General features: G+C 64.6%; 23 protein-coding genes and 1 tRNA gene. 11 read left to right on the top strand and 13 right to left on the bottom strand.

Going from position 1 to position 23757, the window contains the following annotated elements:
- Positions 1–16 precede the first annotated feature (16 nt).
- Positions 17–934 (bottom strand): YicC/YloC family endoribonuclease, encoded by a 918-nt coding sequence (locus tag NFX52_RS00930; protein ID WP_082437490.1) that lies wholly within the window; start codon positions 932–934, stop codon positions 17–19.
- Positions 935–1009: 75 nt separating this feature from the next.
- Between NFX52_RS00930 and NFX52_RS00935 the strand changes: the two genes are divergently transcribed.
- The 5 genes from NFX52_RS00935 (at position 1010) to hemW (ending at position 5827) form a co-directional block, all read left to right on the top strand.
- Entirely contained in the window at positions 1010–2026 is a 1017-nt protein-coding gene (locus NFX52_RS00935) for a serine/threonine protein kinase (protein ID WP_008905072.1), read from the top strand.
- A gap of 28 nt (positions 2027–2054) precedes the next feature.
- Positions 2055–2957 (top strand): PP2C family protein-serine/threonine phosphatase, encoded by a 903-nt coding sequence (locus tag NFX52_RS00940; protein WP_055399036.1) that lies wholly within the window; start codon positions 2055–2057, stop codon positions 2955–2957.
- Between the two features lie 192 nt (positions 2958–3149).
- Complete coding sequence (gene rph / locus NFX52_RS00945) at positions 3150–3884, top strand: ribonuclease PH (RefSeq protein ID WP_055399034.1); 735 nt, start codon at positions 3150–3152, stop codon at positions 3882–3884.
- A gap of 76 nt (positions 3885–3960) precedes the next feature.
- The gene (gene rdgB / locus NFX52_RS00950) at positions 3961–4560 is read left to right on the top strand and encodes an RdgB/HAM1 family non-canonical purine NTP pyrophosphatase (protein ID WP_055399032.1); all 600 of its coding nucleotides are present in this window, start codon (positions 3961–3963) and stop codon (positions 4558–4560) included.
- Between the two features lie 16 nt (positions 4561–4576).
- Positions 4577–5827, top strand: a complete 1251-nt coding sequence (gene hemW, locus NFX52_RS00955; protein ID WP_055399030.1) for a radical SAM family heme chaperone HemW — start codon at positions 4577–4579, stop codon at positions 5825–5827.
- An 80-nt stretch (positions 5828–5907) separates the two neighbouring features.
- Here the strand turns inward: hemW and NFX52_RS00960 are convergent, their stop codons facing one another.
- Positions 5908–6237, bottom strand: coding sequence for an I78 family peptidase inhibitor (locus tag NFX52_RS00960; RefSeq protein ID WP_082437489.1), 330 nt, complete (start codon positions 6235–6237; stop codon positions 5908–5910).
- 317 nt (positions 6238–6554) lie between these two features.
- Between NFX52_RS00960 and NFX52_RS00965 the strand changes: the two genes are divergently transcribed.
- Both NFX52_RS00965 and NFX52_RS00970 read left to right on the top strand, forming a co-directional pair.
- The gene (locus NFX52_RS00965) at positions 6555–8306 is read left to right on the top strand and encodes a GGDEF domain-containing protein (protein ID WP_055399028.1); all 1752 of its coding nucleotides are present in this window, start codon (positions 6555–6557) and stop codon (positions 8304–8306) included.
- Positions 8307–8663: 357 nt separating this feature from the next.
- Positions 8664–8846: a hypothetical protein gene (locus NFX52_RS00970; protein ID WP_082437488.1), complete on the top strand. Its 183-nt coding sequence runs from the start codon at positions 8664–8666 to the stop codon at positions 8844–8846.
- Between the two features lie 63 nt (positions 8847–8909).
- On the opposite strand, the gene NFX52_RS00975 is transcribed toward NFX52_RS00970, so the two are convergent.
- From NFX52_RS00975 to NFX52_RS01015, 9 genes are all read right to left on the bottom strand, one after another.
- Positions 8910–8997, bottom strand: a tRNA-Ser gene (locus tag NFX52_RS00975).
- 19 nt (positions 8998–9016) lie between these two features.
- Complete coding sequence (ureG, locus tag NFX52_RS00980) at positions 9017–9697, bottom strand: urease accessory protein UreG (protein WP_055399026.1); 681 nt, start codon at positions 9695–9697, stop codon at positions 9017–9019.
- Entirely contained in the window at positions 9694–10404 is a 711-nt protein-coding gene (locus NFX52_RS00985) for an urease accessory protein UreF (protein ID WP_055399024.1), read from the bottom strand. The genes ureG and NFX52_RS00985 overlap by 4 nt, the downstream gene beginning before the upstream one ends.
- 11 nt (positions 10405–10415) lie before the next feature.
- A complete protein-coding gene (gene ureE / locus NFX52_RS00990; protein ID WP_055399022.1) occupies positions 10416–11054 on the bottom strand; it encodes an urease accessory protein UreE in 639 nt (212 codons plus the stop codon).
- A gap of 70 nt (positions 11055–11124) precedes the next feature.
- On the bottom strand, positions 11125–11613 hold the full coding sequence (locus NFX52_RS00995; protein ID WP_055399020.1) for a GNAT family N-acetyltransferase: 489 nt from the start codon (positions 11611–11613) through the stop codon (positions 11125–11127).
- Between the two features lie 12 nt (positions 11614–11625).
- Positions 11626–13344, bottom strand: coding sequence for an urease subunit alpha (gene ureC / locus NFX52_RS01000; protein ID WP_055399018.1), 1719 nt, complete (start codon positions 13342–13344; stop codon positions 11626–11628).
- A gap of 112 nt (positions 13345–13456) precedes the next feature.
- Positions 13457–13762 (bottom strand): urease subunit beta, encoded by a 306-nt coding sequence (locus tag NFX52_RS01005; RefSeq protein WP_055399016.1) that lies wholly within the window; start codon positions 13760–13762, stop codon positions 13457–13459.
- Between the two features lie 25 nt (positions 13763–13787).
- Positions 13788–14402, bottom strand: a complete 615-nt coding sequence (locus NFX52_RS01010) for a HupE/UreJ family protein (protein WP_055399015.1) — start codon at positions 14400–14402, stop codon at positions 13788–13790.
- A gap of 41 nt (positions 14403–14443) precedes the next feature.
- Positions 14444–14746 (bottom strand): urease subunit gamma, encoded by a 303-nt coding sequence (locus NFX52_RS01015; RefSeq protein ID WP_055399013.1) that lies wholly within the window; start codon positions 14744–14746, stop codon positions 14444–14446.
- A 286-nt stretch (positions 14747–15032) separates the two neighbouring features.
- Between NFX52_RS01015 and NFX52_RS01020 the strand changes: the two genes are divergently transcribed.
- Both NFX52_RS01020 and NFX52_RS01025 read left to right on the top strand, forming a co-directional pair.
- Positions 15033–18674, top strand: coding sequence for a hybrid sensor histidine kinase/response regulator (locus NFX52_RS01020; RefSeq protein ID WP_238385644.1), 3642 nt, complete (start codon positions 15033–15035; stop codon positions 18672–18674).
- On the top strand, positions 18674–19744 hold the full coding sequence (locus tag NFX52_RS01025; RefSeq protein ID WP_055399009.1) for a response regulator: 1071 nt from the start codon (positions 18674–18676) through the stop codon (positions 19742–19744). The genes NFX52_RS01020 and NFX52_RS01025 overlap by 1 nt, the downstream gene beginning before the upstream one ends.
- 91 nt (positions 19745–19835) lie before the next feature.
- Here the strand turns inward: NFX52_RS01025 and NFX52_RS01030 are convergent, their stop codons facing one another.
- Complete coding sequence (locus NFX52_RS01030; RefSeq protein ID WP_055399007.1) at positions 19836–20162, bottom strand: hypothetical protein; 327 nt, start codon at positions 20160–20162, stop codon at positions 19836–19838.
- Positions 20163–20523: 361 nt separating this feature from the next.
- Positions 20524–21210 (bottom strand): DUF3334 family protein, encoded by a 687-nt coding sequence (locus NFX52_RS01035; RefSeq protein ID WP_055399351.1) that lies wholly within the window; start codon positions 21208–21210, stop codon positions 20524–20526.
- Between the two features lie 268 nt (positions 21211–21478).
- Here NFX52_RS01035 and NFX52_RS01040 point away from each other — a divergent pair, with 268 nt between their 5' ends.
- Positions 21479–22663 (top strand): S-methyl thiohydantoin desulfurase domain-containing protein, encoded by a 1185-nt coding sequence (locus NFX52_RS01040; RefSeq protein WP_055399005.1) that lies wholly within the window; start codon positions 21479–21481, stop codon positions 22661–22663.
- 22 nt (positions 22664–22685) lie between these two features.
- Positions 22686–23750 carry a sensor domain-containing diguanylate cyclase gene (locus NFX52_RS01045; RefSeq protein WP_055399003.1) on the top strand — a complete coding sequence of 355 codons (1065 nt, stop codon included), beginning with the start codon at positions 22686–22688 and terminating at the stop codon, positions 23748–23750.
- The last annotated feature ends 7 nt before the right edge of the window (positions 23751–23757 follow it).

A 23757-nucleotide genomic window follows, 5' to 3' on the forward strand; every position in this document is an offset into this window, starting at 1 on the left:
TATCAAAAAATGAGTGTTATTCGATGTTCTGTACTTGCTCGCGCATCTGCTCGATCAGCACTTTCATGTCCACGCTGATGCGGGTCAGGTCAAGGGCGGCAGATTTGGAGCCCAGCGTATTGGCCTCGCGGTGGAGTTCCTGGATCAGGAAGTCCAGGCGCTTGCCCACCTCGCCGCCCTTCTTGAGCAGGCGTTCGATCTCGTCCAGGTGGGAGTCCAGCCGGGTGATTTCCTCGGCCACATCAATGCGGATGGCAAACGCCGTGGCTTCGGTCAGGGCGCGGTCACGGGCGGCCTCGGGCAGGGTGGCACCGTCGGTCAGCGCCATGGCTTCCTTCCAGCGCTCCATGAAGCGCAGCCGTTGCTGCTCGACCAGCAGCGGCACCATGGGGACGGCCTGTTCGGCCAGGGCGCGCAATTGCTTGACCCGGTCCAGCAGAATGGTGGCCAGGCGCTTGCCCTCCCGTTCGCGGGCGGCCATCAGGGCGGTCAGGGCTTCTTCGGCCAAAGCAGGAACGGCATCGCTCCAGTCCTCAGAGCCCGATGGGGCGTTGGCGCACAGGCGCAGGGCGTCGGCTACCGTGAGGGGCGCCGCGGTCGGCAGCCATGCCTTGACGGAATCTTGCAAAGAATTGAGCCGTTGCAGCAGCCGCGCGGGCGGGTCTTGCAGGGTGTTGCTGTCCTCGTTCTCCAGGGCGGCGCGGACTTCAACCTTGCCGCGCTTGAGGCGGGCGGTCAGCAGGCTGCGCAGCGCGGGCTCCATGGCACGCAGTTCATCGGGGAGGCGGAACGAAAGGTCCAGGAAGCGGCTGTTGACCGAGCGGATTTCCAGCCCCAGTCTGCGTGATTGGGGCGCGCGGGTGTCGTTTTCAGCGCCAGTGGCAGATGCGCCATGCTGTGCGCTGGCGTATCCGGTCATGCTGTAAACTGGCATTGGACTTTTTGATGGTTGCTTGCGATCCGGCGATTATCCGGGTTCCGCTCCACCCCCGAGTCATCTTCGCAAAATATGTCAAAAATCAAGCCGGCTCCTTTGCCGCCCGATACCGCAATTGGCGGCTACCGCGTGGTGCGCCGGTTGTCTTCTGGCGGCTTTGGTGTGGTCTATCTGGCCCTGGATGCCGAAGGGCAGCAGGTCGCCATCAAGGAATACCTTCCTTCGTCGCTGGCCACGCGTGCACCGGGCGAGCTGCTGCCCAAGGTTCAGTCCGAAAAACTCTCGCTCTACCGCCTGGGGCTCAAGAGCTTCTTTGAAGAAGGCCGGGCGCTGGCCCAGATCTCGCACGCCTCTGTGGTGAGCGTGCTCAACTTCTTCCGCGAAAACGAAACCGTCTACATGGTGATGAACTACCTGGAGGGTGCGACCCTGCAGGACTTCATCATCACCGCGCGCGACCTGAAAACGCAGAAGGTCTTCCGCGAATCCACCATCCGCTCGCTGTTCGACGAGGTGCTGCGCGGGCTGCGCATCGTGCACCAGCACAAGATGCTGCATCTTGATATCAAGCCGGCCAACATCTTCATCACCGACGACAACAAGGCCGTGATGATCGACTTTGGCGCTGCGCGTGAGGTGCTGTCCAAAGAGGGCAATTTCATCCGCCCGATGTACACGCCCGGCTTTGCCGCCCCCGAGATGTACCGCCGCGATTCGTCCATGGGCCCCTGGACCGATATTTACGCGATAGGTGCCTGCATCTACGCCTGCATGCAAGGCTTTCCGCCCAACGAGGCGCCCCAGCGCATCGAAAAGGACCGCCTCTCGCTGGCCTTGACCAAGCTGCGTGGCGTGTACTCCGACAACCTCATCGAGGTGGTGGAGTGGTGCATGGCGCTCGATCCGCTGTCGCGCCCGCAGTCGGTGTTTGCTCTGCAAAAGGAACTCAGCCGCGAGGGCGAGCGCCGCTACACCAAACTGACGGTGGCCGAGAAGATGCGCCTGCAGCTCGACACCCTGGTGTCCGACACCAAGAAGAATGTGCAAAAGGTGGGTGAAGCCACCGGTATCGGAGCCAAACCCAAATGAACCCGAAGCCCTCTTTGCGTGAGTCGCTATGAAATTCTCGGTTTTCCAGATCAGCCGCCGTGGTGGCCGCGAGAAGAACGAAGACCGCATGGGCTATTGCTACACGCGCGAATCGGGCCTGTTTGTGTTGGCCGACGGCATGGGTGGCCACCCGGAAGGCGAAGTGGCTGCACAGATTGCACTGCAGACCATCTCGGCTTTGTTCCAGCGCCAAGCCAAGCCGCAGCTCAAGGATGTGCAGGAGTTTCTGTCGGGCGCGCTGCTGGCGGCGCACCACCAGATCCTGCGCTACGCCACCGACAAGGGCATGCTCGACACGCCGCGCACCACGCTGGTGGCTGCTGTTTTGCAGGGCGGCACGGCCACCTGGGTGCATTGTGGCGATTCGCGGCTGTACATGGTGCGCGACGGTGATTTGCTCACCCGCACCCGCGACCACTCCTACATGGAGCTGCGCAATTCCCCACCGCCGGGCCTGGAGCGCATCAATCGCAACGTGCTGTTCACCTGCCTGGGCTCGCCCACCAAGCCCATTTATGACATCACCGGCCCGGTTTACCTGGAGCAGGGCGACCGCATTCTGCTGTGTTCGGATGGGCTGTGGGGCACCCTCAGCGACGAGGAGATTGCCACCCAACTCGGCCGCAACACCGTGTCGCATGCTGTGCCCGAGCTGGTGGAAGACGCACTGCGCAAGGCGGGGGACAGCAGCGACAACGTGACCGTGATCGCTCTGGAGTGGGAGACGCCCGACGCGTTCGAATCCACCCAGGGCGTCTCGACCGACAGCATCAGCGACGACGTGTTTGCGTCCACTATCCAGGCAGGGCCACTCGATGGCCTGGTGGATGACCTGGACGATGCCGCCATCGAGCGGTCCATCGCCGAAATCAACGAAGCCATTCGCCGCTCGGCCGCACGGAAAGCATGACACCCCCCTGAGTCGCTGCGCGCCTTCCCACTTCTCTCAAATCGCTGTGCGATTCGGGAAAAGGGACACTGCCAGTGCACGCAAGGGAGACACAGCTGCGGCTCTCGCACGGCGATCGCTGACCTTGGCCGCGCGTTTCCGGCGAGCCTTTGGTCATGCATGAGGCACGCCCATTTTTCTACTGAAAATTCTATGACCACCTTCACCCGCACCGGCGACCGAGCCGCCCACCAGCTGCGCCCTGTGCGCATCACCCGCCACTACACCATGCATGCCGAGGGCTCGGTGCTGATCGAGTTCGGCAACACCAAAGTGCTCTGCACCGCTTCGGTGGAAGAGCGCGTGCCGCCCCACAAGCGCGGCAGCGGCGAGGGTTGGGTCACGGCCGAATACGGCATGTTGCCCCGCGCCACCCACACCCGCAGTGACCGCGAGGCCGCGCGGGGCAAACAGACCGGCCGCACGCAAGAGATCCAGCGCCTCATCGGCCGCAGTCTGCGCGCGGTGTTTGACCTCAAGCTGCTGGGCGAGCGCACCATCCAGCTCGACTGCGACGTGATCCAGGCCGATGGCGGGACCCGCACCGCTGCCATCACCGGCGCCTGGGTCGCGGCGCAGGATGCGGTCAACCAGCTGCTGGCTAGTGGCAAGATCACGCAGTCCCCCCTGGTGCAGCCCGTGGCCGCCATCTCGGTCGGCATTGTGCAGGGCACGCCGCTGCTGGACCTGGAATATGTGGAAGACGTGGACTGCGACACCGACATGAACGTCGTGATGACGGGCGCAGGCCACTTTGTGGAAGTGCAGGGCACGGCCGAAGGCGTGGCGTTTACCCGGACGGAGATGGACCAGCTGCTCGCGCTGGCCGAAAAAGGCATCGCAGAGCTGGTGCAGTTGCAGCAGCGGGCGCTGCTGCAAACCCCCTAACCCTCTAACCTGATATTGCTCACTAATTGATAGCTGTTTGCGCTTGCTGGATAAGCGCTAGATGCCAATTTGAATCATGAAAATCGTTCTAGCATCCAACAACCGTGGCAAGCTGGCCGAGCTGCAGTCCATGTTCGCGCCACTCGGGGTCGAGCTGGTTCGCCAGGCCGACTTGGGCGTGGGTGAGGCCGAAGAGCCATTTCGCACCTTTGTCGAGAATGCCTTGGCCAAAGCCCGCTTTGCCTCGGCCCACACCGGCCTGCCCGCCTTGGCGGATGACGCCGGCATGTGTGTGGATGCCTTTGGCGGCCTGCCGGGCGTCGATACCGCCTACTACTGCACCCAGTTTGGCTACGAGAAAAGCGACGACAACAATGTGCGCGCCCTGCTGGAGCAGTTGCACGGCGTCGCCAACCGCCGCGCCGCCATGGTCAGCACCCTGGTTGCCGTGCGCAGCCCGCAAGACCCCGAGCCGCTGATTGCCGTGGGCCGGGTGGTGGGCGAGATCACCACCGAACCCCGGGGCAGCAACGGATTTGGTTTTGACCCTGTGATGTTCATCCCCGAATTCGGTAAGACCTTTGCCGAGCTGCCTGTGGAAGTGAAGAACGCCCACAGCCACCGGGGCCGCTCGGCCGCGCAGATGCTGGCGCTGATGCGCGAACGCTGGCTGTAGAAGGGACGACAAGAACGTGGCCCACATCCCGATCACGCCGCAGGCTGAGGCCGAACCCGCCGTGGTGCGCGACATCCAGCACTACATGCGCCCCGGCCTGCTGCAGCTGCCCAGCCTGCCGCCCCTGTCGCTGTATGTGCACCTGCCCTGGTGCCTCAAAAAATGCCCGTACTGCGACTTCAATTCGCACGAGGCCCGTGGCGACGGAGCGGGTGACAACGGGGTGCCCGAGCAGCGCTACATCGACGCGCTGATGGCCGACCTGGAGGCCGCGCTGCCGCTCATCTGGGGCCGCACGGTGCACAGCATCTTTATCGGTGGGGGCACGCCCAGCCTGTTTTCACCAGCCGCCATTGACCGGCTGATCGGCGACATCCGCGCCCGCCTGCTCCTTGCGCCCGACTGCGAGATCACCTTGGAGGCCAACCCCGGCACGTTCGAGAAAGACCGCTTCCGCGCCTTCCGCTCTGCGGGCGTCACGCGCCTGTCGGTGGGGGTGCAAAGCTTCAACGACCAGCACCTCAAGGCCCTGGGCCGCGTGCATGACCGCAGCCAGGCCTTGGCGGCGGTGGAAGAGGCTGCCGCGTCGTTTGACACCTACAACCTCGACATCATGTACGCGTTGCCGGGCCAGACGCCGCAGGAGCTGGAGCAGGACATGTTGACGGCATTGGCCTTCAAGCCGCCGCACATCTCCATCTACCACCTCACCATCGAGCCCAACACCTACTTCGCCAAGTTTCCGCCAGCCATCCCCGAGGACGACCAGGCCTACGCCATGCTCGACCGCATCACCGAGATGACTGGCCAGGCGGGCATGGCGCGCTACGAAATATCGGCCTATGCGCAGCCCGGCCACCAGTGTTTCCACAACACCAACTACTGGCAGTTTGGTGACTACCTGGGCATTGGCGCGGGCGCACACAGCAAACTCAGTTTTGCGCACCGCGTGGTGCGCCAGGTGCGCTTTCGCGACCCAGGCCGCTACATGGACAACGCCCTGGCCGGCAGGGCTGTGGCGCAGGATGAAGACGTGCGCCGGGCCGAACTTCCGTTTGAATACATGCTCAACGCCCTGCGCCTGCGCGGTGGTTTTGCGCTGCAGGATTTCATGGATCGCACGGGTTTGCCGCTGACCACCATCGCCAAGGGGTTGAAGGCGGCCGAAAGCAAAGGTTTGATCGAGCGCGACCTGACCCATGTTCGCCCGACAGAGCGGGGCTTTGATTTTCTGAGCGACCTGCAGGAGCTGTTCCTGGCGGACTGACCGGGGCTACCGCCGATGCCGTGGCGCCGCCGCACCTGCCTATGGTTGGCGCTGTGTGCAGCGCACCGTCCCCCGCGTGGTCAGCCGCAGCGCACCGCCACAATGCGGCCGTTGGCATCCACCTCCAGATTGAGCCGCTGGGCATTGAATTCCTTGGTGATGATCTGGCCGGGGCGCAGGACGCGGGCCATTTGTGCGCCCGACCGCACCCGGGCCAGTTCCACCACCGATGCCGTGCTGTTCTGCCCCACCGCCGACTGGGCCGGCTGGGCGTTGCACAGGCCGCCTGGCGCGGGCTCTGCCGGCGCCGGGCTGCCAGAGGGGGCCGGGGGCTGGCCTTGGCTGGCGCAACCCGTCATCAGCGCCGCAACCACCAGGCTGCCAGAGATGCCAAAAGGGATTTTCGTCATGGGTGAGGCTCCAGAAAACAAGACCCTCACCATACCGGAAGCCCTGTGAGCGCGGGTGTCCACGCGTAACACGGGGGGAGGGCGGTTGTCCCTCCAGCTGGTTGGATGACTTGATGAGGGTCAAGAAAATGTTGACTGAATGCGACAGGCAGTGCGCCTCCCTTGCACGAAGGGTGCCCGGCGATGGTTTGCCGTAAGGCCCTGTCCGCACAATGGACTGTTGGTGGTCTGCGCCCCGCACTGGGTAGGCAGAACACCGGGGCCAGTGTGGAGCGCACGGGCTTCTGGCAACCGAGTTTGTGCATCCCCGAACCACCATGTCCGACGATCCCATCTTCAGCCTCATCCACTCTCTCGGCGACACCCTGGATGGTCTGGACGTCGCCTTGTGCGCGTTTGACGAAAACGATTGCACGCTCGCATGGAACCGTACGTTCTTCAAGTTCTTCCCGGAGCATGAGGGGCATGTCTACGTGGGCGAGCCCTACCACGCCAATCTGCGGCGCTTTTACACCGAGCGGCTGGATGCGCAGGAGCTGCCCAATATCGACCGCTACATCGCGGCAGGCGTGGAGCGGCACCGTGCACAGACGCGCCCCTACAGCTTTGAGCACCGGGGCCTGCGGGTCCACGTATCGTCGTTGCCGATCGCCGGTGTAGGGCGCGTGCGGGTCTGGCGTGCAGAGGCGGTCCAAAGTCCACAAGAACAGGAAAAGCTGGAGAAGGTGGGCGATGTCAACATCCACGAGCCCGGCTATCCGCGCAGCCCCATGGTGGAAAGCACAGAGCTTTTTGACCGCATTCCCGATGGCTTGATGATCTGTGGGGAGGACCAGCGCATTCAATGGGTCAACGAGCCGTTCATGCAGATGTACAGCCTTGTTGATCGCGCCGCTGCAACGGGCCTGAGCTTTGAGGACATTTACCGGGGGGCCTGGGCTGCGGATGGGCCGGGTGACATGGCGCCCTTTTACGAGGGGCTCACCATCCTGCACGAACACATGCGGTTTGCAGGCGCACCGTTTGAGGTGCCCTTGCCCCGCAACCGCTGGAGCCGCGTGATCGCCAAGCAGGGCTTGGACGGGACCGTGTTCTATGCACATGTGGATATCACCGAGTTCAAGCGCCAGCAACGTCGGCTTGCCCAGGCAGAGCGCAGTGCCCGCGACAGCGAGGCACAACTGCGTGAGAAGTCCATCCTGCTGGAGGCCACGTTGGAAAACATGGACCAGGGCGTGGCCAAGATCAGTGCCACGGGCATTGTGGAGCTGTGCAATCGTCGCGCGCTAGAGCTGCTGGATTTGCCCGTCGAACTGATGGCCTCCAAGCCCTCGCTGGTGAATGTACTGGCCTACCTGCGCGCACGGGGCGAGTTTGACGGGGCCTCGCAAGAGATCCAAGACATGCTGCTGAACAGTGACGGCGGGGTCGATCAGCAGCAGGTCTATGACCGCCCCCGGCCCGACGGGCGCATCCTGGAGGTCCAGACCGTGCCCATCAAAGGTGGAGGTGCGCTGCGCACCTTCACCGACGTGACGCAGCGCAAACAGGCCGAGCACCGCATACGGCATGTTGCCGAACACGATGGACTCACGGGGTTGCTGAACCGCTCGGCCTTCCTGCAAACCCTTCAGGCGGCGGTGCCCGATGCGCGGCGCCAGGGCCAGGGCTTTGCCGTGTTGTATGTGGACCTGGACGGCTTCAAGCCCATCAACGACCGCTTCGGACATGCTGTGGGCGACCAATTGCTGGCGTGGGTGGCCCGGCAGCTCGCCCAGGCGGCGCGCGAAAACGACGTGGTGGCGCGGCTGGGGGGCGACGAATTTGCCCTGCTGCAGCGTGGCGTCTCTGACCGCGACAGCGCTCTTCGGCTGGGCGAGCGCCTGGTGCAGGCCATTGCCCAGCCGACGGAGATTGAATCGCATTTCATCCAGATCGGAGCCTCTGTAGGCATCGTGATGTCGTCCGCCGACGCCACGAACGCCGAAGAGCTGCTGCGCAAGGCCGATTCCGCGATGTACCTGGCGAAAGCCTCTGGGCGCGGTTGTGTGCGGATTTATGGTGCGTGACCGTTCAGCGTGTACGCGCCGGGTCAGCGGGCCTGGAAGACGTCCTTCAGAAAGTCGAAGATGTCCTACACACCTCGGTCACGGGGCGGCCTATTATTTGTCCGTCGATACCCCGTCGACATCCCTCCCGCTTGCACAAGCAAGTGTTCAGCCCGCACCCAGCGGGCTTTTTTTTGCCCGTTTCCCGTCCTGCCAGTGCCTGCACCGCTAACCGCAAGACATGGGACTTGTCATGAATGAGCAGGTGAATACTGGGTTCTTTGACTCCATCCTCTGCACGTTGCGCTAGGGGGCTGCATCATTCACAGCCAGGTGGGGTGTCATCGTGGGGCCACCGCTTTTGATTACAAAACCAGAATGATTCTGTACAAGCCCGGGGCGCAATTCATCTACAAGGGCCGACGTGTCAGCGTGGACTACGTCATCATCCGAAGAACGGGCCTGTGGGTCCGATTGGCTGGCAGTGATGAGGTGTGCCGACCAGAAGATCTGACACCCATTTCGCCCCATGCTTCTGGCTTGCCCGAAGGCCGCCACTGACGGCGGGAAGGGGGTGGCGCACAAAGCACAACGGGCCGTGAAGGCCCGTTGTGCAGGATGTTTTGGCGGAGACTGTGAGATTCGAACTCACGGACGGTTGCCCGTCGGCAGTTTTCAAGACTGCTGGTTTAAACCACTCACCCAAGTCTCCGGGAGGGAAGGCGCGAATTCTAGCCGACTGCGGGTGCTGATTTTTTCAGCATGCCCCGGGTCTCGATGAACTTCACCACATCGGCCACGCCTGCCAGGGTTTTGAGATTGGTCATCACAAACGGCTTGAGGCCCTGGGCGTTGGTGCGCATGCGGGTGGTATCGGCGTGCATCACGTCCAGGTTGGCGCCCACGTGGGGGGCCAAGTCGGTCTTGTTGATGATGAACAGATCGCTCTTGGTGATGCCGGGGCCGCCTTTGCGGGGGATTTTCTCGCCGGCGGCCACGTCGATCACGTAGATGGTGAGGTCCGAGAGCTCAGGGCTGAAGGTGGCGGCCAGGTTGTCGCCGCCGCTTTCTACAAACACGATGTCGGCGTTGGGGAACTCGCCCAACATGCGGTCGATGGCTTCGAGGTTGATGGAGCAATCTTCGCGGATGGCGGTGTGGGGGCAGCCGCCGGTTTCCACGCCCAGGATGCGTTCGGCGGGCAGGGCACCGCTCACTGTCAGCAGGCGCTGGTCTTCCTTGGTGTAGATGTCGTTGGTGATGGCGATGAGGTCGTATTCATCGCGCATGGTCTTGCACAGCATTTCCAGCAGCGTGGTCTTGCCGGAGCCCACGGGGCCGCCGATGCCGACGCGCAAAGGGGGCAGTGGTTTGGTGCGGTTCGGGATGTGGTGCAGGGTGCTGGTGGTCATGATCGGAAGAGGCGGGAGTATTGGGTTTCGTGCTGTGCCGACAGGATGGCGAGCATGGGCGAAAAGGCCTGGCGCTTGCTGTCCATGAGGCCGATGGCGTGGTCTGCCGCAGGGGGAATGGCGTCGGCCAAGCGCGCCAGGATGCGCTGGCCTGCGCTCTGACCCAGCTGCATGGACTTGAGCGCGGCCTGCACCATGTTTTCGGCCCAGCCGAAGGCGTAGGCCAGCAGAACATCGCGCACGGGCGCCTGGGTGGTGGAGGCGGCCAGTGCAAATGCCACGGGGTACGTGGGGGGCAGGGCGGCCAGGTGGCGGATGGTGGACAGGGACTCTTCGTCACCCTGGTGCTGGTTGCGCAGCCAGTCGGCCATCGAGCGGCCCATTTGCTCGGTCTGTAGGCGCAGTTCGCTGGTTTCGCGGGTGTGCAGCACCCAGTTGTTGAGTTCGCGAACATGGTCCCAGTCGGCGCGGCGCCAGGCGCCCACGGCTTTGGCGATGAGGGCCATGTCGCCGCGCGCCTGCGTGATGTGCAACTGGTCAAGCAGCCAGTCGCCCACGGCGGTTTCGCTGGCGAGGCCCGCGTTTTCAATGGCGCTTTCCAGCCCTTCGGAATACGAGAACCCGCCCACGGGCAGCGCGGGGGAGGCGAGCCACATCAGCTGCAGGAAGCTGGCGGCGGGCAGGGGCGCGGGGCGGTCCAGGCGCATGGAGCGGGGAGTCAGTGGTCGTGGTTGCAGTGGGGGCCGTGCACATGACCCTGGGCCACCACGGGGATGGACACGGTGCGCCCGGGGCCTGGGGCTGCGGTGTTTGCTGCTGCGTGGCTGTGATCATGGCTGTGATCGTGCCCATGGTCATGTCCATGGTCATGCCCACCATGGTGGTGGTGCCCGCCACCGTGTCCCGCCGCATAGGCCCCGCCTTCGGGTTCAAAGGGCAAGTTCTGCTCGGTCACGATCAGGTGCATCGCGTGCAGCATGTCGGCCAGCACGTGGTCGGGTTCGATCTTGAGGTGGTCGGGCTGCAGCTCGATAGGCACGTGCCGGTTGCCCAAGTGGTAGGCGGCGCGGGTCAGGTCGAAGGGGGTGCCGTGCTGTGTGCAGTGCGTGATGACCAGCACGGGCTGCGGTGCGGCGATGACGCGGACCATGGAGCCGTCTTCGGCCACCAGCACGTCACCGCCGCGCACCAGCGTGCCGCGCGGCAGGAAGATGCCCAGCTCGCGCCCGGCAGAGTCGGTGGCGGCAAAGCGGCTTTTCTGGCGCACGTCCCAGTCCAGCTCGATGGTGGTGGCGCGCTTGACCAGTACGGGCGCAAGGCTCTTGCCTTGGGGGATCAGTTTGGAGGCTTGGATCATGGAGACTCTTTGTTGCAGCGGGCAAACGCGCATTGTGTGCCAGGGGCTCAACCCTGGGCAGCGCGTTTGTTTACAGCGTACGGGTCATGAAGAAGCTGTAAGGGTCGAGGCAGTAGTCGGCAAAAGGGCCGCATTCGACGAAGCCTTTCTGCAGGTAGAGCTGCCGCGCGGGTTCGAAGAAGGGTTGCGTACCGGTCTCCAGGCTCACGCGGGCAAAGCCGCGTGCGCGGGCCTCTTGCAGCAAATGGTTCAGCAGCTGGCGCGCAATGCCCTGGCCGCGATGGCGGGTGCTGGTGCGCATGGATTTGAGTTCAGCGTGGCCTGCATCGAGCCGCTTGAGCGCGCCCGTGCCCACCAGCATGTCGCCATCCGCTCCGGTCAGCCAGGCAGACCAGAACGCGATGTTCGGCTGGCGCAGCTGGTCCATGTCCAGCGCGTGCACGCTTTCAGGCGGTGAAACGGCGCGCATGTCCACCAGGTGCTCTTGCATGAAGGCTTCAATGCGCGGGTCGCTCAGGTCGTCCAGGCGGATCATCAGGTCTTGCAATACGGCGCTCATGGGACGTGGGCCTCAGAACAAAAAGTAGCGCTGCGCCATGGGCAGCACGGTGGCGGGCTCGCAAGTGAGCAGCTGCCCATCAGCGCGTACCGAATAAGTCTGCGCGTCGATTTCCATCTTTGGGGTGTAGCTGTTGTGCACCATGTGCTGTTTGCGCACGCCCCGGATGTTGCGCACGGCGCTCAGCGTTTTGCGCAGGCCGAAGCGCTCACCGATGCCCGCCGCCAAACCCGCCTGCGAGACAAAGGTGAGGGAGGTCTTGGCAATCGCTCCGCCAAACGCGCCAAACATCGGCCGGTAGTGCACGGGCTGGGGCGTGGGGATGGAGGCGTTCGGGTCACCCATCGCCGCCATGGCGATCAGGCCGCCCTTCAGGATCAGCGCGGGCTTCACGCCGAAGAATGCGGGCTTCCAGATGACGATGTCGGCCCATTTGCCCACTTCGAGCGAACCCACTTCATGGCTGATGCCGTGCGCAATGGCGGGGTTGATGGTGTACTTGGCCACGTAGCGCTTGATGCGCGTGTTGTCGTTGCGGGCGGTGTCACCTTGCAGGCTGCCGCGCTGCACCTTCATCTTGTGCGCGGTTTGCCAGGTGCGCAGGATGACTTCGCCCACGCGGCCCATGGCCTGGCTGTCGCTGGACATCATGCTGATGGCGCCCAGGTCGTGCAGGATGTCTTCCGCGGCAATCGTCTCCTTGCGGATGCGGCTTTCGGCAAAGGCCAGGTCTTCGGCAATGCTGGCATCGAGGTGGTGGCACACCATGAGCATGTCCACGTGCTCGTCGAGCGTGTTGTGCGTGTACGGCATGGTGGGGTTGGTGGAGCTGGGCAGGAAGTTGTCCTCGCCCACCACGCGCAGGATGTCCGGTGCGTGTCCTCCCCCCGCGCCTTCGGTGTGGAAGGCGCAGATGCCGCGCCCACCCACGGCGGCAATGGTGTTCTCCACAAAGCCCGATTCGTTGAGCGTGTCGCTGTGGATGGCCACCTGCGTGTCGGTTTCTTCGGCCACGTCCAGGCAGTTGCTGATGGCCGACGGCGTGGTGCCCCAGTCTTCGTGCAGCTTGAGGCCGATGGCGCCTGCGTTGATCTGCTCATGCAGGGCATCGGGCAGGCTGGCGTTGCCTTTGCCGAGAAAGCCCAGGTTCATCGGGAAAGCGTCGGCCGCCTGCAGCATGCGCTCCATGTTGAAGGGGCCTGAGGTGCAGGTGGTGGCCAGCGTGCCCGTGGCGGGGCCGGTGCCGCCGCCCAGCATGGTGGTCACGCCGCTGGCCAGGGCTTCCTCGATCTGCTGCGGGCAGATGAAGTGGATGTGGCTGTCGATGCCGCCTGCGGTGACGATGTTGCTCTCGCAGCTGATGACCTCGGTGCCGGGGCCGATGATGATGTCCACGCCGGGCTGCGTGTCGGGGTTGCCGGCTTTGCCGATGGATGCGATGCGGCCTGCGCGCAAGCCGATGTCGGCCTTGAAGATGCCGGTGTGGTCCACCACGAGGGCATTGGTCAGCACCGTGTCCACCGCCCCCTGGGCGTTGCTGCGCTGGCTTTGTGCCATGCCGTCGCGGATGGTCTTGCCGCCGCCAAACTTCACCTCTTCGCCATAGCTGCCTGCGCGCAGCGTGTGATCGGCCTCGACTTCGAGGATGAGTTCCGTATCGGCCAGGCGCACGCGGTCGCCCACCGTGGGGCCAAACATTTCGGCGTAGGCGCGTCGTCCAATGGTTGCCATGGTGGGGTGCTCCGCTTTCCGGTGGGCGATAAATACTATTGTTTTAATAGCTGCTAGCGCTTATCCATAAAGCGCTAGAAGCCAATTTGGCTAAAATCTTGGTGGCCCAGTGCTACAGCGCACCCTGCGTGAGGCCCTGAAAGCCGAACACGCGGCGGTCGCCGGCGTAATCCACCAGCTCCACGGTGCGCTCCTGGCCGGGCTCAAAGCGCACGGCGGTGCCCGACGCAATGTTCAGCCGCATGCCGCGCGCAGCCGCGCGGTCAAAGCCCAGGGCGTTGTTGGTTTCGGCAAAGTGGTAGTGCGAACCGACCTGGATGGGTCGGTCGCCGGTGTTGCGCACCACCAGTGTGAGGGTGCGGCGGCCGGTGTTGAGCAGGTGTTCACCGGGTTCGGTGAAGAGTTCGCCTGGGATCATTGCGTGCTCCTGGTGGGTCAACGGGTCAGGCCATTTGCGCGAGCAGCGCACCACCGAACACTGCCACGCCCGCACCTGCGGCGCGCGCCAGCCACACATGGCGGTGGCGCAGTGCCCAGCCCGCCGCGAGGCCCGTGCCATGCAGCAGCACGGTGGCGGTCAGCATGCCCGCCAATGTTTGCCAGGCGCTGTCGCTGCCTGCCAACTCGTAGCCATGGGCCACGCCGTGGAAGACAGCGAACACGCCCACACCCAGCGCCGCCAGCAGTCCGGGCACGCGCAGGCGCGACACGACCAGCAGGCCTGTGACCAGCAGCGACGCAGCAATCATCGGCTCCACCGCAGGCAGTGCCACACCTTGCAGGCCCATCACCGCGCCCGCCAGCAGCATGGCTGCAAAACCGACGGGGCCCCACAGCAGTTCGCGTCCTGCACTGCGCGCGGCCAGGGCGCTCCACAGGCCCACGGCCACCATGGCGGCCAGATGGTCCAGGCCGAACAGGGGGTGGGCAAGGCCGCTGAAGAAACTGTTGTGGATGTGGGATTCAGCGCCTGTATGGGCGTTGGCGCACGTGCTGATTGCGCTGGCAGCTATGAAAAGGAGAGCGGCTGTGTGGCGGTGTGAGAGTGCGATGCGCATGGGGGCTCCACAGAGAGAACGAGGGACAGAGAGAAAGGGGGTCAGACGATCGGCTGATGGACGGTGACGAGCTTCGTGCCGTCGGGGAAGGTGGCCTCGACCTGGATGTCAGGAATCATCTCGGCGATGCCGTCCATCACGTCCGCGCGGGTGAGCACGGTGCGGCCCTCGCTCATCAATTGCGCCACGGTCTTGCCGTCGCGCGCGCCTTCCATCACAGCGGCGCTGATCAGGGCCATGGCTTCGGGGTAGTTGAGCTTCAGGCCCCGGGCCTTGCGGCGCTCGGCCAGCAGGGCGGCGGTAAAGATCAGCAGCTTGTCTTTTTCGCGAGGAGTTAATTCCATTTCGTTTCACTCATTGCTGGGGTCGTTAGCTCGCGCGGCCGCGGCGCGGCCGAGCGCGAGGGGTGAGTTCCATGGTGTACCGGGTGATCTAGTGGAAGCAAGCCCATCTTAGGCAGCAAGCCCCGTGCCCGCCATACGTCATCTGGCGCAGGGGCTGTGCTCATGTGGGTTGGCAGTGGCATGGAAACTGCACCGGAAGGGGTTAACGCCGCCATTGCCCATGCCTCCTCACGCCGCCTCTATCGCCCCCGCTGACGCCGCACCGTTGCAGCCGACAGAGCCGGGCATGGCTGCACATGAACCCCAGCAGGCCCCGCAACAGGTGGTCAAGGTCCGGCGCGACTACAACAGCTGGGTCGCCACCGAGACCATGGAGGACTACGCACTGCGCTACACCCCCCAGCGCTTTCGCAAATGGTCTGAATGGCGGGTGGCCAACACCGCGTTTGGCGCGGCCTCCTTCCTGATCCTGGAAGCCGTGGGCGCCACGCTGCTGGTGCAGTACGGCTTCATCAATGCCTTCTGGGCCATCGTGGCCACGGGGCTCATCATCTTCCTGGCGGGGCTGCCCATCAGCGTGTATGCGGCGCGCTATGGGGTGGACATGGACCTGCTCACGCGCGGCGCGGGGTTTGGCTACATCGGCTCCACGCTCACCTCGCTGATCTACGCGAGCTTCACCTTCATCTTCTTCGCGCTGGAGGCCGCCGTGATGGCCTACGCGCTGGAGCTGGCGCTCGACATCCCGCCCACCTGGGGTTACCTCATCTGCGCCATTGTGGTGATTCCACTGGTCACGCATGGCGTGTCGGCCATCAGCCGCCTGCAGGTGTGGACACAGCCGCTGTGGCTGGTGATGCTGGTGGTGCCGTTTGTGTATGTGATCGTGCGCGATCCTGGTGCGTTTTCTGGCATCGTGCACTATGGTGGTGAATCAATGCGGGGCGCCACATTCCAGTTGCCCTTGTTTGGTGCGGCGCTCACGGTCGGTATTGCGCTCATTACCCAGATGGGGGAGCAGGCCGACTACCTGCGCTTCATGCCCGCATCCACCCCCGCCACACGTGGGCGCTGGTGGCTGGGCGTGCTGGTGGGCGGGCCGGGCTGGGTGGTGCTGGGCGTGCTCAAGATGCTGGGCGGCGCGCTGCTGGCTTATCTGGCGCTCACGCACATGGTGCCTGCCGAGCGTGCGGTGGACCCCAACCAGATGTACCTGGCCGCGTATGAATACGTGTTCCCCCACTACGGCTGGGCGGTGGCGGCCACGGCGTTGTTTGTGGTGGTCTCGCAGCTCAAGATCAATGTGACCAACGCCTACGCAGGCTCGCTGGCGTGGTCGAACTTCTTCTCGCGCCTTACCCACAGCCACCCGGGGCGTGTGGTGTGGGTGGTGTTCAACACCCTCATCGCCTTCATGCTGATGGAGATGAACGTGTTCCGCGCCATGGGCGAGGTGCTGGGGCTGTACTCCAACATCGCCATCGCCTGGATCATGTCGGTGGTGGCCGACCTCGTCATCAACAAGCCGCTGGGTCTGTCGCCCAAGGGCATCGAGTTCAAGCGCGCGCACCTGTACGACATCAATCCAGTGGGCGTGGGCTCGATGGCGCTCGCGTCCATCCTGTCCATCAGCGCGCACCTGGGCCTGTTCGGACCGCTGCCGCAGGCGTTCTCGGCGGTGATTGCGATGGCGGTGGCCTTTGTCACCGCACCGCTCATTGCCTGGGCCACTGGAGGGCGCTACTACATTGCGCGCCAGCCCGATCCCACTGCGGTGACCGATGTGGTGGCGGTGCCCATGCACGGTCCGGTCAGCGGCAAACAAGGTGCTGACCTGGGCAGCTATGTGCGCTACACCGTGCAGCGCTGCGTGATCTGCGAGCGCGAGTACGAAGCCCCGGACATGGCCCAGTGCCCTGCTTACCGGGGGGCTATCTGCTCGCTGTGCTGCACGCTCGATGCGCGCTGCGGCGACCTGTGCAAACCCCACGCGAGCATGGCGGTGCAGTGGTCGGCCGCGCTGCGCTGGGTGCTGCCGCGCGCCATGTGGCGCTACCTGGACACGGGCCTGGGTCACTTCCTGCTGCTGATGCTGGTGATAGCGCCGCTGCTGGCCTCGGTGATGGGGCTGCTGTACCACCAGGAGCTGAACACCATCGCCCAGGCGGCCACTGACACCGAGGTGATGGCGGCACCCGAAGTGGCGCTGCGCTCGGGCCTGCTCAAGGCCTATCTTGCACTGCTGGTCATTTCGGGCATCGTGGCCTGGTGGCTGGTGCTGGCGCACAAAAGCCGCCAGGTGGCGCAGGAGGAATCCAACCGGCAGACGGGCCTATTGGTGCGCGAGATCGAGCTGCACCGCCAGACCGACGAGGCCCTGCAGACCGCGCGCAGCGTGGCCGAGCAGGCGCGCCAGGTGGCCGAAGAAGCCAAGCGTGCTGCCGATCAGGCCAACCACGCCAAGAGCCGCTACATCAGCGCCATCAGCCACGAGATCCGCACGCCGCTCAACTCCATCCTGGGCTACGCGCAGCTCATGGGCGAGGACGCGGGCGTGCCCCCGCACCGCAAGCAGGCGGTGCATGTGATCCGCCGGGGCGGCGAGCACCTGCTCTCGCTCATCGAGGGCACGCTCGATATTGCGCGCATCGAATCCGGCAAGCTCACGCTGGACGTGACGCCCATGCGTTTTGCCGATGGCCTGCACGAGATGGCCAGCCTGTTTGAACTGCAGGCCGCGGCCAAGGGCCTGGCCTTCCAGTTTGATGTGCTGGGCGTGATTCCGGAAGTGGTGCGTGCCGACGAAAAGCGCCTGCGCCAGATCCTCATCAACCTGCTGGGCAACGCCGTCAAATTCACCGCGCACGGCACCGTCACGCTGCGCGTGCGCTATGCACGCGAAATGGCGCGCATCGAGGTGCAGGACACCGGACCAGGCCTCACGTCCGAGGAGATCGAGCGCATCTTCGAGCCCTTTGCGCGCGGCGGCTCGGGCGGTGGCAACACCGCGGCCGCGCCGGGCGCAGGCCTGGGCCTGACCATTGCCAAGATGCTCACCGCGCTCATGGGCGGCGAGCTGACGGTGAGCAGCACCCCAGGCGTGGGCTCGGTGTTCCACGTCAAGCTGTTTCTGCCCGAGGTGCATGGGGATGCGCTGGGCAAGGCGGCGGCGCCTGTGGCTGTGCGAGCCCAGCGCGCGCGCAGAGGGTATGCCGGCGAGCGCCGCCGCATCCTGGTCGTGGACAACGAAGAGCCTGACCGCGAACTGCTGGTGCAACTGCTCGAACCCCTGGGCTTTGAGCTGCGCCAGGCGGCCAGCGGCCACGATGCGCTGGACCTGCTGGCCACCGGCTACCGGCCGCACGCCATCTTCATGGACCTGGCCATGCCGGGCATTGATGGATGGGAGACGCTGCGGCGCGTGCGGCAGATGCGGTTGGCGGATGTTCGTTCGGCGACGGGCCGCCCCAAGCCGGACGGAGCCCCCTCGGGGGGCAGCGACGACACGCAGTGCGGAGCGTGGGGGTCAATCCATTGCGCCATCGTCTCCGCCAATGCCTTCGACAAGGCGCTGGACAATGACGTGGAGATCAGCCCCGAAGACTTCATCGTCAAGCCCGTGCGCCACAGCGAGCTGCTCGACTGGCTGGAGCGCCGTTTGGGGTTGCAGTGGCAATACGGCGAAGCCGATATGACCCCCGCCTTGCCTGCGGCAGCGGATGCGCCCCTCACATACCCCGACACCACCGCCCTTGCCGCCTTGGCCCAGGCGGTGGCGCTGGGCTACTACCGTGGCATCCTCAACACGCTGGACGACATTGAACGCAGCCAGCCCGCGCACAGCGCTTTTGTGGGCACCATGCGGCAGCTGGCCAAGCAGTTCCAGTTCGATGCCATGGGCCAGATCCTGGAGCAGGCACCCTCGTGATGACCACCGCCAACCCATCTTCCTTGCACGCGTCTGCAGCGCCCGGTGCAGCGCTGGACCGCACCGACAGCGACGTGGTGCTGATCGTGGACGACGTGCCCGACAACCTGGCCGTGCTGCACGACGCGCTGGATGAATCGGGCTACACCGTGCTGGTCGCCACGCATGGCGAGGCGGCCTTGCAGCGTGCCGCGCAGGCCCTGCCCGACATTGTGCTGCTCGACGCCATGATGCCCGGCATGGACGGTTTTGAAGTGGCGCGGCGCCTGAAGGCATCGCCCGCCACGGCGCACATCCCCATCATCTTCATGACCGGCCTGACCGAGACCGAGCACCTCGTGGCCGCGCTGGAGGCGGGTGGCGTGGACTACGTCACCAAGCCCATCAAGCCCCGCGAGGTGATGGCGCGCATGGGCGTGCACCTGGGCGCAGCCCGCAAGGCCCGGCAGGACGCCCGCCAGGCCCGCGAGGCGCGCAACGCGCTCGATGCGTTTGGCTACGCCAGCATCACCGTGCGTGCGTCGGACGGCCGCATCGTCTGGCAAACCCCGCTGGCGCGCGAGCTGCTGCAAAGCTACTTTGGCGAAGTGAGCCCCGATGGCACGCCCACCGCCTTTGGCCAATGGGCGCCCGAGCCGGTGCAGGCCTGGCTGCGCCGCCATGTGCTGGCCGACAACGCCGCCGAGCTGCTGGCCGCATCGCTGGCCGAACCGCCACGTCTGGCGGTGGAACAGGGCGCGCGCCGCCTCACCTTCCGCCTGCACCAGCAGGCGGGGGACAGCGCCGGCGGCGGCGACTGGCTCATCGTGATGCGCGAGGTGTCGGACGCGAAGATCATCGAATCCATGAGCCTGTCCTTCAAGCTCACCGCGCGCGAGGCCGAGGTGCTGTACTGGGTGGTCAAGGGCAAGATCAACCGCGACATCGGCGACATCCTGGGCGCGAGCCCCGCCACGGTGAAGAAACACTTGGAGCGCGTGTTCGCCAAGCTGGGGGTGGAGACGCGCACTGCGGCGGCGGCGATGGCGATGAACCGCATCCGGCAGCTGCACCCGCAGTTTGAGGGATAGATTTTTGGTGTTTTTGGCCGCTAGCGCTTGTTGCTAAAGCGCTGGTAGCTATGAATTTTGAAGAGCCAGTGTGACCGCCGTAGGCCGCGCGTCAGCGGCCCACAGCCTTCTCCAGCTCTTGCTTGTTCATTTTTGAGCGCCCCTTGATCCCCTGCCGTTTGGCGTCTTCGTAGAGCTGATCCCGGGTGCGCCCCTGCGGGCCACGGTGCGAGTTCCTGCCTCCGCGCACGGGCGCAGGTGTGGCATGCAGGGTCTGGGGGGTTGCGGTTTTACTTTCGCCGTGCTGTGCGCGTTCCTTGTTGACCGTGCGGGCCGCGATTTCCTCGGCCGTGTCTTCGTCCTTGCCGCGTTCCAGCAGGCTGTCCTTGATGTGTTCGTACTGGCGCTCGCGTTTGGCGCTCCAGGTTCCGCGTGGCATGGTGGGCTCCTTCGAGTGGCAGGGTGATGAGCGTTTCAGCTTAGGCCCTGGCCCGGCGGCCCCGGTCAGTGTTGCGCGGGGGCGGGTGTAGGACGCATGCCCCGCATGTCTTCTGAAGGGAGTGATAGCCCTAGTCCACTGAAACCGAGAAATCGGCTGTGTGTGAGGGTCTGGCAGCAGGCGCATCGCGACGTTGCGGACTTTGCCAAGGCGGTCAGCCTTGGCCGCAGCCCGCGCCTTGCGCTGCACCCGCTGCCACCTCGGCGCACAGCCGATTTCTCGGTTTCAGTGGACTAGTTGGGTCAAAAAACGGCCATAGCACTTATTTGACAAGCGCTTATAGCTATTATTTTTGAATCAACTACATCCCCAGCGACTTCAGCAGCGCGTCTGTGTCGTCCTGCCCCGCAGGCGGCGGCGCGGGCACGGGAGGGGCTTCTTGCGACTGGGCCATCAGCGCGTCGGCATCCGGCACTTCCTGCGCCTCGAAGTCGTAGAGCTTGATGAACTCGGTGCGGTCGATGGCCAGTTCCAGGTAGAAGATGTTGTTGTTGCTGGTGTAGAAGGTCACACGCCGGGCTTCGGGCTTGTCCAGGTTGGCGTCCACGCTCAGCATCACCTGCTTGTTCAGCACCAGCATCTTGGGCTGGTTCTGGGTGATGTGGGTCTGCAGCTCGCGGCGCACCTTGCCGGTGAAGTCGCCCACCACCTGGTTCATCAGCTCGCCCATCACGTTGCTCACTTCGTCCGACGTGTAGGAGCTGACCAGATCGTCCTTGGACATGCCCATGTTCAGCAGGTAGTTGGCATACAGCTCCATCGCGGCCTGGGCCGAGAAGTTGATGATGACCAGGCCCGAGAAGCCGCCATCGAACAGCACAAAACAGCCGATGTCGGGCTTCAGGCACGTCTTGCTGATGCGCTGCACCATGCCGGAGTAGTGGATCTGGCTGTGGGTGGCCACGTTCAAGACCCGGGTGACGGAGTTGCACAGGCTGATCAGCAGATCTTCGGTGCCGTAGACGGGGGATTTATCGGTGAGGCTCATGGTGTGGGTAGGCATCTGCCAGGAAAAACAACAACAAAACTGCAACGCAGACAGAGCATAGGCGATGGCGCACCGCGAGGCCAGAGTGCTTTCCGCCCTGGTGCGCTCTGCTGTGGGTATTGGCCGTGCGGTTCTTGGGCGCAGAACTTGCGTGCCCTTGATCCGGGTCATACCACGTTGGTGCCCTGGCCCCGCATGGGATGCAGCGGATTGACAACCAACCGGGCAGGCGTATCGTGCCTTCCATACCAAAAGAGAGGGGCGCCAGATGGGTGTTGTCTATAACTATGGGTTGGCCGATTTCCAGTCGATCGCGGCGGGTGCTGCCGTGCTGGCCAGCGGAGGGGGCGGCAGCTACCACGACGCTTGTTCGATCCTTCAGGAGCTGGCTGGTCAGGGCTGGAGCGGCACGGTCACGGTGCAGGACTACGACGGCGCCACCAACGCCTGTGTGCTCGCCATCATGGGCTCGCCCGATGCGGCCGACAGCCTCACTCTGGCGGCGGTGCAAAACTCGGTCAGCAACACCGTGGCCGTGATGGAGGCCAGTACCGGTGCCCTGCTGGGCGCCTTGATCCCCGTGGAGATCGGGCCCATCAACTCGCTGGTGCCGCTCATTGGCGCGGCCATGTCGCAGGGCGCGGTCTGGGTGGTCAACGGCGATGGCGCCGGCCGTGCCGTGCCCGAGCTTCCCCAGACCACCTTCACCGGCGGTGTGCAGCTGGCGCCGTGCCCCGCTGCGCTGGCCAGCGACGCCTCTACGCTGGTGGATCTGGAATCCGCCGTGCTGGGTGCTTCTACCGCAGCGCGCGTGGAGACCCTGGCGGGTGGCGTGGTGGCCGGGTTTGGGGGGTATTCGGGCATTGCCATGTGGCCCTCCAACGCGGGCAACGGCTTTGCGTTGTCGGGCAGCTACATTCCGGGCACGCTGGAGCAGGCGCGGGGGCTGGGGCAGTTTCTGCTGCAGGCCGCCACGCCGCCCGCCACTGCTGCCGTGGCGGACGTGATCACCATGATCACCGGCCGCCCAGCTGGCGCGGTGGTGACCAATTTTTTCATCACCTCGGTCACGCAGTCCACCTCCAGCGCGTCGCTGGATTCGGGCATCATCCGCCTGGACAACACACGGGACCCGAGCCTGAGCACCGAGACGCACTATCTGTACAACCTGAACGAGAACCTCATGATGTACTCGTCTGCGAGCGTGGCGCCCGATGTCATCGCCCCCGACTCCATCTGCTACTACTCAGAAAGCACGGGCCGCGGCTTCTCCAACGCCAGCGACGACCTGGCCCTGTACTTCGATCCCACCACGGGAAAAAGCACGGGCCAGATGGTCAGCGTGATCGCCGTACAGACAGCGCCCCAGCTTTACAACACCCCGGGTGTGGTGGCGTCGTTTGCCGGTTTGCTGCGCAATATGGGTTACGCCGGGGCCATGCCGTCGGCCTGAAGAATCAAGGGTTTTTGCCGCCATGGGTGATGAAGCAGACCTGAACAAGGAGCGGCTGGAGCTGGTGCTGGAGGCCGCCGGGCTGGACCTGTGGGAGAACGACCTGGTCAGCGGCCAGGTCACCCACAAGGCCAGCAAGACCTTTGAGGAGCTGGGTTTTACCCAGGACGAAATCGTGACGGGCGTGCAGGACATCTTTGGCCTGTTCCACCCTGGCGACCTGGACAAGGTCAAGCAGGCGGTAGCCGACCACGTGGCGGGCATCACGCCGCAGTACCGTGCCGAGTTCCGGCTGCGCTCCAAGGCGGGAGAGTGGATCTGGTTTGCCAACTACGGCCGCATCATGGACCGCAGCAGCGCCACCCCCGGCAAGCGGCTGATAGGTGTCACCTTCAACATCCATGACCGCAAGCAGAAGGAAGACGAGATTGCGCAGATCAACCAGCAGCTGCTGGAGCAGAACAAGCTGCTGCAAGAGCTCAATACCGCGCTGGAGCTGCTGGCCGCCAATGACTCGCTGACGGGCCTGGCCAACCGGCGCACGCTGATGGAACTGGGCGCGAACGAATGCAAACGCACCGAGCGTTTTGACCACCCGCTGTCCCTGCTGGTGGTTGATATTGACCTGTTCAAGACGGTCAACGACGCCTGGGGGCACCTTGCGGGAGACCGCGTGATCTGCGCCGTGGCCCAGGCCTGCGCGGCGCGCAAGCGCAGCGGTGTGGACATCGTGGCGCGGTTCGGGGGCGAGGAGTTTGTGATCGTATTGCCCGAAACCGATGGCGTCAGCGCCTTGCGTGTGGCCGAATCACTGCGCCACGATGTGGCCGCGTTGAGCGTGCCCGTGAATGAGCAGGGTGCGAGCGCTTCGGTCACCGTGAGCATCGGTGTGGCCACGATGCACAAGGGCTCGGGCATCGGCTTTGAAGAGCTGGTCAACCGTGCCGATAAGGCCCTGTACCGCGCCAAGGGCACGGGGCGCAACGCCGTGTACTGCGCCGATGTGCAGCAGGGTGGGGCCCCTGCGGTCCATGTACTCATCGAGCCGGACGAAGACGCAGACGCAGACGGCGTTGTCACCGCCTGAGCACCGT

Source organism: Acidovorax facilis, assembly GCF_023913775.1.
Classification (GTDB): Bacteria; Pseudomonadota; Gammaproteobacteria; order Burkholderiales; family Burkholderiaceae_C; genus Acidovorax; species Acidovorax facilis.

Bases quoted from the DNA above. Each gene is read 5' to 3' on its own strand.
- ureG (WP_055399026.1), bottom strand. From the start codon at position 9,697: ATGACCACCAGCACCCTGCACCACATCCCGAACCGCACCAAACCACTG.
- ureE (WP_055399022.1), bottom strand. From the start codon at position 11,054: ATGATCCAAGCCTCCAAACTGATCCCCCAAGGCAAGAGCCTTGCGCCC.
- NFX52_RS00960 (WP_082437489.1), bottom strand. From the start codon at position 6,237: ATGACGAAAATCCCTTTTGGCATCTCTGGCAGCCTGGTGGTTGCGGCG.
- rdgB (WP_055399032.1), top strand. From the start codon at position 3,961: ATGAAAATCGTTCTAGCATCCAACAACCGTGGCAAGCTGGCCGAGCTG.
- NFX52_RS01025 (WP_055399009.1), top strand. From the start codon at position 18,674: ATGACCACCGCCAACCCATCTTCCTTGCACGCGTCTGCAGCGCCCGGT.
- NFX52_RS00970 (WP_082437488.1), top strand. From the start codon at position 8,664: ATGATTCTGTACAAGCCCGGGGCGCAATTCATCTACAAGGGCCGACGT.
- NFX52_RS00930 (WP_082437490.1), bottom strand. From the start codon at position 934: ATGCCAGTTTACAGCATGACCGGATACGCCAGCGCACAGCATGGCGCA.
- NFX52_RS01045 (WP_055399003.1), top strand. From the start codon at position 22,686: ATGGGTGATGAAGCAGACCTGAACAAGGAGCGGCTGGAGCTGGTGCTG.
- NFX52_RS00940 (WP_055399036.1), top strand. From the start codon at position 2,055: ATGAAATTCTCGGTTTTCCAGATCAGCCGCCGTGGTGGCCGCGAGAAG.
- NFX52_RS01015 (WP_055399013.1), bottom strand. From the start codon at position 14,746: ATGGAATTAACTCCTCGCGAAAAAGACAAGCTGCTGATCTTTACCGCC.
- NFX52_RS01040 (WP_055399005.1), top strand. From the start codon at position 21,479: ATGGGTGTTGTCTATAACTATGGGTTGGCCGATTTCCAGTCGATCGCG.
- NFX52_RS00995 (WP_055399020.1), bottom strand. From the start codon at position 11,613: ATGAGCGCCGTATTGCAAGACCTGATGATCCGCCTGGACGACCTGAGC.
- NFX52_RS01005 (WP_055399016.1), bottom strand. From the start codon at position 13,762: ATGATCCCAGGCGAACTCTTCACCGAACCCGGTGAACACCTGCTCAAC.
- ureC (WP_055399018.1), bottom strand. From the start codon at position 13,344: ATGGCAACCATTGGACGACGCGCCTACGCCGAAATGTTTGGCCCCACG.
- NFX52_RS01020 (WP_238385644.1), top strand. From the start codon at position 15,033: ATGGCTGCACATGAACCCCAGCAGGCCCCGCAACAGGTGGTCAAGGTC.
- NFX52_RS01010 (WP_055399015.1), bottom strand. From the start codon at position 14,402: ATGCGCATCGCACTCTCACACCGCCACACAGCCGCTCTCCTTTTCATA.
- NFX52_RS00935 (WP_008905072.1), top strand. From the start codon at position 1,010: ATGTCAAAAATCAAGCCGGCTCCTTTGCCGCCCGATACCGCAATTGGC.
- NFX52_RS00965 (WP_055399028.1), top strand. From the start codon at position 6,555: ATGTCCGACGATCCCATCTTCAGCCTCATCCACTCTCTCGGCGACACC.
- rph (WP_055399034.1), top strand. From the start codon at position 3,150: ATGACCACCTTCACCCGCACCGGCGACCGAGCCGCCCACCAGCTGCGC.
- NFX52_RS01030 (WP_055399007.1), bottom strand. From the start codon at position 20,162: ATGCCACGCGGAACCTGGAGCGCCAAACGCGAGCGCCAGTACGAACAC.
- NFX52_RS00985 (WP_055399024.1), bottom strand. From the start codon at position 10,404: ATGCGCCTGGACCGCCCCGCGCCCCTGCCCGCCGCCAGCTTCCTGCAG.
- NFX52_RS01035 (WP_055399351.1), bottom strand. From the start codon at position 21,210: ATGAGCCTCACCGATAAATCCCCCGTCTACGGCACCGAAGATCTGCTG.